At 39.2% G+C, this 13,931-nt stretch carries 13 protein-coding genes; 10 read left to right on the top strand and 3 right to left on the bottom strand.

What is annotated here, in order from left to right:
• Positions 1–294 precede the first annotated feature (294 nt).
• The 5 genes from B2727_RS09600 to hisG all read left to right on the top strand — a co-directional run bounded on the left by B2727_RS09600 (position 295) and on the right by hisG (position 4,598).
• The gene (locus B2727_RS09600) at positions 295–1,743 is read left to right on the top strand and encodes an RNA polymerase factor sigma-54 (RefSeq protein WP_005205749.1); all 1,449 of its coding nucleotides are present in this window, start codon (positions 295–297) and stop codon (positions 1,741–1,743) included.
• 172 nt (positions 1,744–1,915) lie between these two features.
• Positions 1,916–2,257: a ribosome hibernation-promoting factor, HPF/YfiA family gene (hpf, locus tag B2727_RS09595; RefSeq protein WP_004655596.1), complete on the top strand. Its 342-nt coding sequence runs from the start codon at positions 1,916–1,918 to the stop codon at positions 2,255–2,257.
• A gap of 137 nt (positions 2,258–2,394) precedes the next feature.
• Positions 2,395–2,646 (top strand): BolA family iron metabolism protein IbaG, encoded by a 252-nt coding sequence (gene ibaG / locus B2727_RS09590; protein WP_005151378.1) that lies wholly within the window; start codon positions 2,395–2,397, stop codon positions 2,644–2,646.
• Positions 2,647–2,652: 6 nt separating this feature from the next.
• Positions 2,653–3,912 (top strand): UDP-N-acetylglucosamine 1-carboxyvinyltransferase, encoded by a 1,260-nt coding sequence (gene murA, locus B2727_RS09585; RefSeq protein ID WP_004804524.1) that lies wholly within the window; start codon positions 2,653–2,655, stop codon positions 3,910–3,912.
• Positions 3,909–4,598, top strand: coding sequence for an ATP phosphoribosyltransferase (gene hisG, locus B2727_RS09580; protein WP_005151374.1), 690 nt, complete (start codon positions 3,909–3,911; stop codon positions 4,596–4,598). Before murA ends, hisG begins: the two co-directional genes overlap by 4 nt.
• A gap of 45 nt (positions 4,599–4,643) precedes the next feature.
• On the opposite strand, the gene B2727_RS09575 is transcribed toward hisG, so the two are convergent.
• The gene (locus tag B2727_RS09575) at positions 4,644–5,516 is read right to left on the bottom strand and encodes a sigma-70 family RNA polymerase sigma factor (RefSeq protein WP_033133453.1); all 873 of its coding nucleotides are present in this window, start codon (positions 5,514–5,516) and stop codon (positions 4,644–4,646) included.
• 5 nt (positions 5,517–5,521) lie between these two features.
• Positions 5,522–5,953, bottom strand: a complete 432-nt coding sequence (locus tag B2727_RS09570) for a carboxymuconolactone decarboxylase family protein (protein WP_005191407.1) — start codon at positions 5,951–5,953, stop codon at positions 5,522–5,524.
• Positions 5,954–6,209: 256 nt separating this feature from the next.
• Between B2727_RS09570 and hisD the strand changes: the two genes are divergently transcribed.
• Positions 6,210–7,499, top strand: a complete 1,290-nt coding sequence (gene hisD, locus B2727_RS09565) for a histidinol dehydrogenase (protein WP_033133454.1) — start codon at positions 6,210–6,212, stop codon at positions 7,497–7,499.
• Positions 7,500–7,560: 61 nt separating this feature from the next.
• Positions 7,561–8,646 (top strand): histidinol-phosphate transaminase, encoded by a 1,086-nt coding sequence (gene hisC / locus B2727_RS09560; protein ID WP_033133455.1) that lies wholly within the window; start codon positions 7,561–7,563, stop codon positions 8,644–8,646.
• A gap of 14 nt (positions 8,647–8,660) precedes the next feature.
• Here the strand turns inward: hisC and B2727_RS09555 are convergent, their stop codons facing one another.
• Positions 8,661–10,004, bottom strand: coding sequence for an anthranilate synthase component I family protein (locus B2727_RS09555; protein ID WP_033133505.1), 1,344 nt, complete (start codon positions 10,002–10,004; stop codon positions 8,661–8,663).
• 509 nt (positions 10,005–10,513) lie between these two features.
• Here B2727_RS09555 and B2727_RS09550 point away from each other — a divergent pair.
• The 3 genes from B2727_RS09550 (at position 10,514) to B2727_RS09540 (ending at position 13,924) form a co-directional block, all read left to right on the top strand.
• Positions 10,514–11,473, top strand: coding sequence for a DUF6160 family protein (locus B2727_RS09550; RefSeq protein WP_033133456.1), 960 nt, complete (start codon positions 10,514–10,516; stop codon positions 11,471–11,473).
• A 423-nt stretch (positions 11,474–11,896) separates the two neighbouring features.
• Positions 11,897–12,730 carry a C39 family peptidase gene (locus B2727_RS09545; RefSeq protein ID WP_004804539.1) on the top strand — a complete coding sequence of 278 codons (834 nt, stop codon included), beginning with the start codon at positions 11,897–11,899 and terminating at the stop codon, positions 12,728–12,730.
• 45 nt (positions 12,731–12,775) lie between these two features.
• A complete protein-coding gene (locus tag B2727_RS09540) occupies positions 12,776–13,924 on the top strand; it encodes a hypothetical protein (RefSeq protein WP_033133457.1) in 1,149 nt (382 codons plus the stop codon).
• Positions 13,925–13,931: the final 7 nt, after the last annotated feature.

The raw sequence follows: 13,931 nt of genomic DNA, 5'->3' as shown, positions 1-13,931 counted from the left end.
CTTTTAAATTAGAACACCCCCAACCAACCGTTGGGGGTGTTTTTTATTGGGCGGACGAAAATAGGTAGTGGAGGGAATCAGTCGTAAAATCTGAGCTAGGGCTTTTATAGAAGGTGTAAAGAAAAGTCCTTTCTGACAATTTTAGATTGTTTTTTATAAAAGATTGTACATGTGCTAGTTTTTTGAACAGATTAGTCAGTTGAAAAGCTTTTTCCTTGTATGCGGAAACATTGCTTTATGTTATAAATATTTTTATAGGCATGTTTTTTGCTTATTTTAATAAAAGGAAAGACTATGAAATTATCTGTTGGATTGAAAGTTGCGAACAGCTTATCGTTAACTCCTCAATTGCAGCAGGCCATACGTCTTTTACAGTTATCCAGTTTAGAACTTGAACAAGAAATTCAAATCCAGTTAGACAGTAATCCATTACTTGAAAAAATAGAAGACATGGGGACCATGGAAAGTCTTTCTTCACTAGAAGAAAAAGAGAATGGAGACTTAACCACTGAACTGAATGCGGATCATCTTCCAAATGATTTACCCGTTGATACTGAATGGGATGATATTTATACCCATCAATCTACAGCGTTGGCCTCACCAGAATATGAAGAAAGAGAAGACAATCGTCAGGTACATTTAAGCCTCAAAGAGCATATTTTAGATCAAGTCAATCTCTTGCATTTTTCAACGGTAGATAAATTGATTGCATATTGCATCGTAGACTCCCTTGATGATAAAGGATTCCTCGACGCAGAGTTGGATGACATTTTACTTGCTGTTTCCCGTCTTTTACAGGAAATGGAGAGTGAGGAAGAAGTTGAGCAAGATGAAATTATTGTTGTTTTAAAACATATTCAACGTCTTGATCCTATTGGTGTCGGTTCCAGAAATTTAGCAGAATGCTTGAAAATCCAACTTGAAACTTTTAATGAAAAAGTTCCTTATCTAGCGGAAGCTAGAAATTTATTGAAATATTATGAGTTATTGATTTCGAATGATTTGAATAAGTTGTTAAAGCAAACAGGGTTATCTAAAGAGCAATTAAAAAGTGCCGTTGATTTGTTAAAGACTTTGAAGCCTTATCCTGGGTTAGAGTTCAATCAACAAGAATCTGAATACCAAGTCCCTGATGTAGTCGTGTCGAAGAAAGATCAACATTGGCAAGTTCAGCTTAACCCTGATGTATTGCCTAAGTTACGCATTAATTCTTTTTATTCAGGCATGATTCGTAGAGCTGATCAAAGTGATGATAATGTCTATTTGCGCAATCAAATGCTGGAAGCGAAGAATTTTATCAAGAGTATCGATGAGCGTCATAAGACATTGTTGAAAGTAGCAACCTGCATTGTTGAGCATCAGAGAGCTTTTTTGGAGCAAGGCCCAGAAGCGATGAAGCCTTTAGTACTTCGTGATGTGGCAGAAGAGGTTGAATTACATGAGTCGACCGTATCTCGTGTGACAACCAATAAATATATGCTGACACCACGTGGTTTATTTGAATTGAAATACTTCTTTTCTAGTCATGTTGGAACAACAACAGGTGGTGAGGCTTCATCGACGGCAATTCGAGCCATGATTAAAAAACTCGTTTCAAGCGAGAATCCACGTAAGCCTTTGTCGGATAATGCAATTGCTGAAATGTTGAAGAATGAAGGGATTGAGGTGGCTCGACGCACGGTAGCAAAATATCGTGAATCGTTACATATTGCCTCATCTTCTGAAAGAAAAGTCTTGATCTAAATTTCAAGGTGTGACTATTCTAGGGGTTCATTATTACGGAATAATGAATTTTTTTAATGATCACTAGAGGAATCGCTGAAATGATTTAATGGATATTGAACCACTGATAATGTGCATTAAATTTGCTGAAGCGATTTTCTTGTATCCTGAGAAAAAGGTGAGGGATAGAATTATGCAAATAACGATTCGTGGGCACCATTTAACCATTACACCAGCCATTGAAGAAAATATAAAAGAAAAGTTTAGTCAAATGACCAAGCATCTAGATCAGGTCAATAGTATGCAAATCAAGCTGGCTAAAGATCATCAAATTGACAAACGTTCACACAAAGGTAGTGCAAATCATATCGCTGAAGCGATTATACGTTTGCCGGGGGTAGAACTGTTTGCACAGGCGACAGCCGATGATATGTATACTTCAATTCGAAAACTGACAGACAAATTAAAACGCCAGCTAGCAAAACATCGAAAAATTCAATGTTCGTATCAGCATGAACTGGCACTTTTGAGTTAATTTTTTATTTTGTATAAGAGGCTTTTTGTGAAGCCTCTTTTTTTATTGATAAAAAAAGAAACTGCTTACTGAATTATGTGAAAAAGTTATAGTAAAATAGCTGGTTTTACACCAATGGTTGTATAAGAGGCCTTGTAATGAATAGTGAGCAGCTCACGCAAATTTTAAAAGAAGCTTTCCCTGAAGCAGAAGTAGCAGTGAGCGGTCAAGCTGGGAAATTTGACCTTCGTATTGTGGATGATCAGTTTGAAGGTAAGCGTACCGTTGCTCGTCAACAAGCCGTTTATGCACCTCTAAATTCTTATATTGCGAGTGGCGCAGTTCACGCTGTTACGATTCGCGCAATGACAAAAGACGAATGGCGCAAAGCAAGCCTTTTCGGAGCTTAAATATTAATGGATAAATTTTTAATTACGGGCGGTGTTAAGCTCGAAGGTGAAGTACGCATTTCTGGTGCTAAAAATGCTGCTTTACCTTTACTTGCAGCAATGATCCTTGCTGACTCTCCGATTAAGCTAACCAATGTACCTAATCTAAAAGATGTAAACACATTGGTTAAGTTGATTGCTGGTCTTGGTGTGACCATGAGCTATGAAGGTGAAACGGTTTGTGCTGACGCATCAACATTAGATAACCAGTTTGCACCATATGAACTTGTACGCACCATGCGTGCATCTATTTTGGTGCTCGGTCCTTTGTTAGCACGCTATGGTAATGCAAAAGTATCATTACCAGGCGGCTGTGCGATTGGCTCACGTCCAGTCGATCAACACTTAAAAGCTTTAGAAGCTTTAGGTGCGCAGATTGAAGTTGAAAATGGCTATGTCCATGCTTCAGTTGATGGTCGTTTGAAAGGCGGTGAAGTTGTTTTTGATATGGTGACCGTTGGTGGTACCGAGAATATCTTGATGGCTGCTGCACTTGCTGAAGGTGTGACCACGATTCGTAATGCTGCTCGTGAACCAGAAATCACCGATCTTGCGCAAATGTTGATTAAGATGGGCGCTAAAATTGAAGGTTTAGATACAGATACTTTAGTTGTTACGGGTGTTGAAAGTTTGCATGGTTGTGAATATGCCGTAGTTGCAGACCGTATTGAAACAGGTTCATATTTAGCTGCCGCTGCCATTACTGGTGGACGAGTGAAGACTACCCATACTGATCCTTCATTATTAGAAGCAGTATTGGATAAGTTCGAAGAAATGGGTGCGGAAGTCACGCGTGGTGATGATTGGATTGAGTTGGATATGCAGGGCAAACGTCCTAAAGCTGTGAGCTTTAGAACACTGCCACATCCAGAATTTCCAACAGACATGCAAGCACAAATTATGGCTGTCAATGTGATTGGTCGTGGTTTTGCAACGATTTCTGAAACCATTTTCGAAAACCGTTTTATGCATGTACCAGAGCTTTCACGTATGGGTGCGAATATCCAAGTGGAGGGACATGATGCGGTGGTAACAGGTGTGGAAACACTTCAGGCTGCACCTGTAATGGCAACCGATCTACGTGCTTCATTCTCACTTGTTTTAGCTGCTTTGGTTGCTGAAGGTGAAACACTGGTTGATCGTATCTACCATATCGATCGTGGCTACGAACATGTAGAAGAAAAATTGCAAAGTTTAGGTGCTCAGATTAAGCGAGTAAAAGGATGAATGACTTAAGAAACGATGATCCAAATTTTGACGTAATGGGCAATTTTGATCATGGTTTAACTTTAGCACTCAGTAAAGGTCGTATCTTAAAGGAAACATTACCGTTGCTTGAAAAGGCGGGTATTAATTTACTTGAAGATCCAGATAAATCACGCAAATTGATTTTTCCAACTACGCACAAAAAAGTTCGTATTTTGATTCTACGGGCGTCTGATGTTCCGACTTATGTTGAGAATGGTGCAGCAGACTTTGGTGTAGCGGGTAAAGATGTATTGATGGAACATGGTGCGCAACATGTTTATGAGTTGCTTGACCTAAAAATTGCCAATTGTAAGTTGATGACGGCGGGTAAAGTCGGCATGGAACGACCAAAAGGCCGTTTAAAGATCGCGACTAAATACGTCAATTTGACTCGTCAATACTATGCAAGCCTTGGTGAGCAGGTGGATGTCATTAAGCTATACGGATCAATGGAACTTGCACCTTTGGTTGGCTTGGGTGATTACATTGTCGACGTGGTCGATACAGGTAATACTTTACGTGCTAATGGCTTAGAGCCATTAGAAGAAATTTGCAAAGTTTCTTCACGCTTAATCGTCAATAAGGCAAGCTTTAAGCGTAAGCAAGCGGTGTTAAATCCGATTTTGACGCAACTCGAACAAGCCATTAAAGCACGTCAAAACTAAGTTTTAGATTGAATTGAATAAAAAGGTCAGCTTCGGTTGGCCTTTTTATTTGAGTTTATCTGGATTACGTAAAGAATAAATGCTTTGCAGTTGTTGCTGATCATTGAAAGCAAAAGTAAGTACCATGACACAACAATGGTCTGAGTCATAGAGTTTAAAACCGACACTGCCATTGATATGGCCCATTTCCCAAGAGAGCTCTGTCCACGCTTGAAAAAGCAAGCGTTCAAAGAAACGTAATATAGGTGGTTGGCCAATGAAAGGCTGTCGAATAGCTGAGACTTTACCACCGCCATCCGCTGCAAATTGGATATCGTCACTAAGTAACTGTGTGAGTTGATTCAGGTCATGTGAATGAATGGCGACCTTGAAGGCATTGAGTAAGTTGATTTGCTGCTGAGTCGGATGATTCGAGAGAACATTCGGTTCATCTGCAATACGTTTTCTGCTGCGGGCCACCAATTGTCGACAATTACTTTGTTGTTCCCGAAGGATTTCCGAAATTTCAACATAGTCAAGATTAAAGATGTCATGTAGTAAATATGCCGCACGCTCTTTAACTGAAAGTTTTTCAAGAATCAAAAGGAAAGCTGTGGAGAGGGTATAGTCGGATTCGACCGAGAATGTTTCTGTATGATGATAGGGTTCAGGTAACCATGTTCCCGTATATTCAGTTCTAGACCTGTGGTGAGCACGGAGTAGATCAATGCAATGGCGTGTGCATACAGAGGTCAGCCAAGCTTGAGGATTGAGAATATCTTGCTTAGGTTGCTGTTGCCATTTTATAAAAATATCCTGTAAGACGTCTTCAGCATCACTTGTTGTCCCTAATAGTCGATAAGCAAGACCGAACAGGAATGTTCGGCTTGTCTCAAAAATAGTTAAATCTTGTTGGCTAATCATGCCTGATGCTTTCATGGATGTTAATGCTGTGAAATTGCAATTCGATTCCACAAATTAATCATGCCAATCAGTAAAGTTAAAGCTGAAATTTGTGGCTCACTGAAATATTTTAATAGTGTTATACGTAACGGCTCATAATCAGTGAGCGGGTGTAAAGTCGTGAGTGCTTCAACCCAAGCAAAGGCAGCTTTTTCCTGATCCGTATAATCATTGCAATGTCGCCATACAACCAAACGGTCCAAACGTGATTGTATTTCACCATCTGCCAAAGCTTCAGCAATATGCATCTTCACACAAAAAGCACAGCCATTGATTTGTGAGGCGCGTAATAGAACAAGATGATAAAGCGAGCGATCTATCAAAGCTGAATCAAGAATATTTTGATGGACTTGATAGAGGTGATGAATTGACTCTGGTAAGTGTTTTTTAGGATGAATATTGAGTGTCGTCATTATAGTGTTCCTGATTAAAATCAACGTAGGTATTCATTTGACGACTCAGCCTTTTGTTTTGTGACAAATGGAATAAAAAAAATTTAACTTTTGTTTTTGATAGCTAAATGTTTTGATTAAAAAGATAAAAGTAGAGATTGTGGATTGATCGAAGAACCTTCTCTTTCTGATTGATTTTTTTAGCCTATATTGTGCCCACAAGCACACTGAAAAAGAGTAAACTTAGTGCTCTCTTATTCGCCTTGTGGGTAAATTGATGCGACGTTTATCGACTCAGGATCAAAATTTTAAACAGACATTTGCTGAACTTTTAGCATTTGAAACGGTTAATGATCCTCAATTAATTCAAACTGTAGATCAAATTATTGCTGATGTACGTCAGCATGGTGATGATCATGTGCTTAAATTAACGCAACAGTTCGATCGACATCCAGCGCATCAATTCTCTGATTTAGAACTGACTCAAGCACAGCTCAAAACCGCATTTGATGGTTTAAGTGTTGAAATCCGTGAAGCATTAGAGCTTGCTGCAAAACGCATTCGTTCGTTCCATCAAGCACAAAAGCAGGAAGGTTGGACCTATATCGATGAGTTGGGTAATACCTTAGGTCAAAAAGTCACACCTTTGGATCGTGTAGGGATTTATGTGCCTGGCGGATTAGCCTCTTATCCATCATCGGTACTTATGAATGCTTTGCCTGCACATGTTGCAGGGGTTCCTGAAATTATTATGGTGGTTCCGGCACCAAATGGTGAGTTGAATCCATTGGTATTAGCAGCTGCCTATTTAGCTGGGGTGAGCCGAGTGTTTACCATTGGTGGTGCACAGGCCGTTGCAGCATTGGCTTATGGAACACAAACCATTCCAGCAGTAGACAAAATTACCGGACCAGGCAATCGATTTGTAGCAGCCGCAAAACGTGCGGTCTTTGGTCAAGTTGGTATCGATATGATTGCAGGGCCTTCGGAAATTTTGGTCTATGCCGAAGGTGAAAATAATGCTGAATGGTTAGCCATGGACGTATTGTCTCAAGCTGAGCACGATACGGTTGCACAAGCGATTTTCATTACTCCAGATGAAACGCTGTTAAATGCAGTTGAAGCCGCGATTGAAAAGCATTTAACTGAATTACCAAAAGCAGAAATTGCCAAAACTTCGATTCAAAATCGTGGTGCATTGGTGTTGGTAAAAGATCGTGCAGAAGCAGTTGAATTGATTAATCAGGTCGCACCTGAGCATTTAGAACTTTGTCTTGATGATGCTGAATTGATGAGTCAGGAGATTCGTCATGCGGGTGCAATCTTTATGGGACGTTATACCCCAGAAGCCATTGGTGATTATTGTGCTGGTCCAAACCATGTCTTGCCGACATCGGGTACGGCACGTTTTTCTTCACCGCTCGGTGTTTATGATTTTCAGAAACGCTCTAGCTTAATTATGTGCTCTGAAGAGGGGGTGAAAAGCTTGGCAAAAGCAGCCGATGTTCTGGCAGTGCAAGAAAATCTTGATGCCCATGCGCGCTCAGCCCGTTATCGTTACCAATAACCGATTCAAAGATTGATAGGGGCTGGTTAGCCCCTTTTTTAGGATACATGAGAGTAGAATAATGACGTTTACAGCAGAACAAATGCGTTTTTGGAGCCCCGAGGTTCGTGAATTAGAGCCGTATGTACCCGGTGAGCAGCCTAAAATTCAAAACTTACTCAAACTCAATACCAATGAAAACCCATATCCGCCATCACCAAAAGTGGTAGAAGCAGTGCAAGCTGTTTTAGCAGATCATGCTGATGCCTTACGTCTATACCCTGACCCAGACGCGACGGTGTTAAAACAGGCGATTGCCAAGCAGCAGCATGTTGATGTGGCACAAGTCTTTGTCGGTAATGGGTCGGATGAAGTATTGGCACATATCTTCAAAGCTTTTTTTATCCAGAAACAACCGATTCTCTATCCAGATATTACCTATAGTTTTTATCCTGTTTATAGCCAGTTTTTTGCAACACAAACCAAACAGATTCCTTTGAATGAAAAATTCGAAATAGATGTATCGGATTATGAACAGGAAAATGGCGGTATTATCATCACCAATCCAAATGCGCCAACCAGTATCGCGCTCGGTTTAGATAAGATTGAGCAGGTACTCAAGGCAAATCCAGATCGCGTGGTCGTAATTGATGAAGCCTATGTTGATTTTGGTGCTGAGTCAGCAGTGCAATTGGTTAATCGCTATGAAAATTTAGTGGTTTGCCAAACGACCTCTAAGTCACGTTCATTGGCAGGCTTACGCGTTGGTTTTGCCATTGCACAAGCACATTTGATTGCGGGACTTGAAGCCGTAAAAAATAGTTTTAACTCCTATCCAATTGATCGTTTTGCAATAGCAGCAGCCGTGGCATCATTCGAAGATCAAGCTTATTTTGAAGCGCAATGTGCCAAAGTGATTGAGAGTCGAGAAAAATTAGTGAGTGATCTCATAGCTTTAGGCTTTGAGGTATTGCCTTCGAAAGCCAATTTTATCTTTGCCACACATCCGCAACATGATGCTGCCCAGTTGTCTCAACAATTGCGTGAACAGGGGATTATTGTGCGTTATTTCAATAAGCCGCGTATTAATCAATTCTTGCGTATCACGATTGGTACAGATGAACAAAACCAGCGTTTAGTCGATACGCTTAAAACGCAAATTTTATAAATTTGTATTGACGCTTATTGTTCAGAAGTCTGCCATGTATTGAGTAAATCAAGCATGGCAGAAATTTTATCAAAGCATTCTTGATATTCTGCTTCTGCATCAGAGGCAATGGTGATGCCGCCACCCGCCCACATCGATAATTGATCCTGATATTTTTGAATACTACGAATCAAGATATTCCAGCAACCTGTACCATCGAAATTAAAATAACCTAAGCTGCCACAATAAGCGCCACGCGGTGCACCTTCTAATTCTTCAATGATTTGCATAGCACGAATCTTTGGTGCACCTGTGATTGAACCGCCAGGCAGGGCAGACAGTAGCATTTGCATTGGATTGATGTCTGCTTTTAAAGTTGCCGTAATTTCGCTGACCATATGATGGACTTGATTAAAGCTTTCAATTTCAAATAATTTGGTTGTTTCAACAGAGCCTGTTTCAGCATAGACACTCAAGTCATTGCGGAGCAAATCGACAATCATGACATTCTCAGCCTGATCTTTTTCAGAGTGGCTGAGTTTATCCTTTGAGATCTGATCTTGTTGTGGATCGTTAAAACGTGGCATGGTGCCTTTGATTGGACGTGTTTTAATTTCTCGGTTGTGCTTGAATTCAATAAACAGTTCAGGAGAGCAACTGAGCAATTCAAAATCATTGATTTTGAGATAACCAGCATAAGGTGCTTGGGTGAGTTCCCATAAATCATTGGCGCGGCTTAATAATGAACCTTGTACATGCGCTGTAAATTCTTGAGTCAAGTTAATTTGATAACAATCACCCGCTTTGATGTACTCCTGAACTTGGTTGAATGCAGTGAAGTACTGCTGTTTCGTCCAACGAGGGTGGCATTGCTGATTTAAAGATAGTGCATTGAGTTGTTTTGGTGTATTGATCAAATCGGAAATGTGTTGATAGATACTTTCGGCCTGAGCTTCATCACTATAAAAGTACCATTCACCTTGCTGAAACTTTAAAAAGCTGGTGTATTGACCCAAGAAAAAACTTGGCTGTGGGCATGCATCAATTGTTGTAAATTGATCTGCACTATAGTCATAACTAAAGAAGCCAATATATCCACCATAAAATCCATCAGGATGATCAGAAGAGGAGGTGCCATCAAACTGAGAGAAGTCGAGGAGAGAGCGTACTTCTGATTTGATTTGATATTGATTGAATTGTATTTGTTGAAATTGTTGAAGCTTAGATTGCTGAAAAATTAGAAACTCTTTGGGTAAAAATGCAATAACAGGTGCACCTTGGTCATGCAAATAAACTAAGCCAGTCAAATCAAACAGTCGGGACAGAAGCTCAAATGCAGAAGTGAGTTGCGTGTTAAGCTTTTGCTGAAAATAAGACATAAAACGGAAATACTGGCTATACATTTGAAGAGAGAAATTGTACTACATCCAAAAATATCAAACTGATGTTTATCCTACTGTTTGATGAAAAAACGGATGCTTTTGCTCGAAGATTGCTTAGATCAAATAAATGATGTATTTATCAGATTAGAATGAATAAAGCACTTTTGTTAACACTTCTTATCTGATTTTTGACGATGATAAATGGTTAACAGATTTAAGTTTAGATTTGGTGTTCAAAAAAATATAATAAAAATCATGAATAATTACATGTTGTTGTCACAATTTTTTAAAAAAATTATTGTCGATTGTTTTATATGCCGTTTGTCGGTTTGTGGATAAAAAGCAGTTAACAGGAGTTGAACATAAAATAACAAACAGGTAATTTAGTAATTGCTAAGCGAACTACTCAAGGATTGGAAGTTCAAGTTGTCATTTAAGAATAAAACGACCGTGGACAGTTTAGAGTAGTGTAAGTCAAAAAATAAATGCTCTTGGGAGAGTGCTCAATGAAAATGTTTACTAAACTAGCTTTAGTTTCTTCAATGGCGATTAGCGCAAATGCAATGGCTATGCAGTCAATGGATGATGCTGCACTAAGCGCTGCAACAGGTCAAGATGGGATTAATATTGGTCTTGGTATTAGCTCTGTTACGATCGATAAATTATTAATTCATGATACTGATGGTTATGCGAACAACAGCGGCGCAGCAGGTACAATTGGTTCTGGTGGAACAGGTGTTGCTGGTGCAATTGTTGTAAACAACGTTTCAGTTACACCAAATACGGCTGCATTGTTGCCTTCTCATAACTTGGCTGATTTGAAAATTGATACGGATGCTGGTACTACAGCAACTGGCGGTGCGTTCCTTAATGTTGCAGCTAAAGTATCTGGTTTGAATATTAGTCTTGGTAAAATCGAAGTTGCTGCTTCTGGAACTCAAGGTACAACAAATATTCAACGTGGCACTACTGGCGCAGCAAATGAAATCTTATCTGGTTTAACATTAAAAACAGGTACGATGGATGCGAATATCCAATTAGGTGCTGCTCCTCAAGGCGCAATGATCATGTTGAATACGACGATGGCTGGTGGTTTGGAAATTACCAATCTAGGTATTAAAGATAAATCAACAATTGGTCAGCAAACTTCAGGAGCTGTTGCAAGTACATTGGCGGGTGAAATTCGTTTAGACAGCATTAAAGTTGCTGATAATGGCAGTAATGACATGACTGTTAAGGCAAATGTAAGTGTAGTTGGTGAAAGTGTTGCAGGTGCTAATGACGGGTTCTTAAGAATTGTAAGTCAATCTCCAGCAAACGGTACAGATATTTACATTAAAGGTGTTCATTTAGGTAGTGCGACTGCTGGTTCAATCGGTGATGTAGAAATCCAAGGTTTAAAAACTACTTACGGTACTGGTCCTACAGCTGGTTCTGGCGCAGTAATTACGATTTCTGGTCACTAATCAGTTATCAAACAAAAAAAAGCGCATTTTGCGCTTTTTTTGTTTTTAAGTAGAGTTTCTATAAGGTAAATAATGCAGAAGGAAGTAATAATCCTGAGTTGTTTGAGTGTTTTAAATTATGCTGCTGATGTGTTGTAATTTTATGCCTATTATTCATAGGCTTTAAGTAAATTATTCGGTTTTATTTTTAGAAGTAAAAAAGTTAAAATTATAAATAATTGTTATAAAAATGTTTGCTTAAAGGCAAGATTTGTCAAATTGTCGGTGTAATAATAAAAAAAATAACATTCTGTCAAAAAAAACCAAAAAAAAGATGTATTTTTTTATAAAAGAAGGTATCTTCATCTTGCAGGGATGTAGTGTCATAGACACTAAAAATAAGATGAATAAGGCAAGTGCTGCCATTGTTAGAAAAAGAGACTTATGTTAGAGATCGCTTTAGGCTCGGCATTGATGTATTACTTTACAACGCAAGCCTTTGAAATAGAAAAAAAACCAGAAGGATCTGTATATTATACAGAAACCTTGGATTCTCGTTATCCTTCCTTTACTCGCAACCACCGTGAAGCAGTAGTGATTAAACCTGCTACAGAGGATCAGTTTCGGGGGATCGTTCGTCAGGCTTATGATTATAGTTGTGGTTCGGCTGCCTTAACAACGTTATTAAACGGTTATGGGGGGTTACGTTTAACTGAACAGCAAACAATGAGCGGTCTACTCCAGTATGGTGAGTATCAGCGTATTATTGAGCGTCGTAGTTTCTCTTTATTAGATATGAAACGTTTTGTTTCCGCTTTAGGGATTAATAGTGGAGGCTATCGTGGGGAATTTTCAGATCTTATCTCGTTAAAGCAACCAGCGATTGTTCCTATTACTTATGCTGGCTTTAAGCATTTTGTTGTATATAAAGCATATAAAGATGGGCGAGTTTATGTCGCTGATCCTGCGTTAGGTAATATTAGCTTTGATGAAACTCGTTTCAAAGAAATATGGGATAACAATACATTATTTATTGTTGATATTCCTCAACAATACCAAAAGAGCTTATTAGCATTGCAAGATGCGGATATGCGTCATGTTGAGGATGCAACTGTAAATCGGTATGCCCTTGCTGAAATTCAATTTCCAACGCAAAAATTTGAGCATCTTGCGGACAAAGCTTCGACAATGCGTCGAGTATTGGATGCAGATCCTAATTCAGAAACGTATAACCAACCGATAACGACTTATATGCGCTTATATTACAAGCGGAAGTAAATTTAGAAAAATCAGTAAAATTAATGTAATAGGATGCAAAGTAAAATGAATCGTACATGGATGAATATGAGTGTGTTGGCCTTAAGTTTAAGTGCAATCACATCAACACTTTACGCAGCAGAACAAGCATCACCTGTTGAGCCTGTAGCATCTGGAACAGATCAGGCATCAGTAGCTGAAGTACCAGTGAATACAGTAGCTGAAAGTCCAGCAAATCCTGTTGTAGATACCAGTGCGGTCGCTGAGGGGAATCAAGCAGACCAAGCTGCAAGTGCTTTACAAAAAAAAGAAACTGATGCAACACAGGAAACTAATTTACAAGAAGTATTCACGTCCAATGAGCGCCAGTATTCATTAATTAAGAAAGGCATTTTTTCATCTTATTATGATTTGGACTATACCTATTATCGTGATAGCCGCCTTGACTTGGCCTTGAATGATAGTAATAGCTCATTATCTAGATTACGTGTTGAAGAAGATGCTAACCATACCTTAACCAATACGTTTACGGTTCAATACGGTTTATTAGACAATTTGACGTTATCTGCTTCGTTACCTTTTGTGGCGAAAAAAGAGTTATTGAAAGACCAAACAGCTGCAGGTTTAGGTGATATTAATTTTGGTGCGCGTTGGGAACCTTTTCCGTTAAAACAGGGCCGTTTGCCATTGGTCCTATTTGGTAGCTTATCAACTAAAACAGGTGATAGCCCATATGAAGTAGGGGTCGATGAGCTATCAACAGGTAAAGGTTATTATTCAGTTGGTGCTGGAGCAAGTACACGTAAATATATTGACCCTGTCGTATTGTTTGCATCAGTTTCAACTAGTTATGGTCTAAAAGAGTCTGGACTCAATCAATTGCGCGGAAGCCGCGTTTTAGAAAGTTTTGATCCAGGTCTCAGCGGTGGATTCTCTTTTGGTTTTGCCTATTCATTTAACTATGACGTGTCATTGACCATGTCATATCAACAAAGTTTTAATACTGGGGCGAAATTCTATTTCGAGAATGATGAAAGTTATAAATCTGCTGACCAGAGTAGTGCTATGTTGTCATTTGCTTTAGGGGTACGTGTATCACCTGAAACAATTGTGAATGGTACTGTCGGGATCGGTTTAACGGAAGATGCACCAGATGTATCACTAGGCTTATCTTTCCCGCTTGATATCATAGGTTTTGGTAAAAAAGCTCGTTAAGGAGATG

This window comes from Acinetobacter sp. UBA991 (assembly GCF_002292065.1).
Taxonomy (GTDB): Bacteria; Pseudomonadota; Gammaproteobacteria; order Pseudomonadales; family Moraxellaceae; genus Acinetobacter; species Acinetobacter higginsii.
Note: the sequence above shows the minus strand (reverse complement) of the source record. Positions and strands in the feature narration are given on the sequence as shown.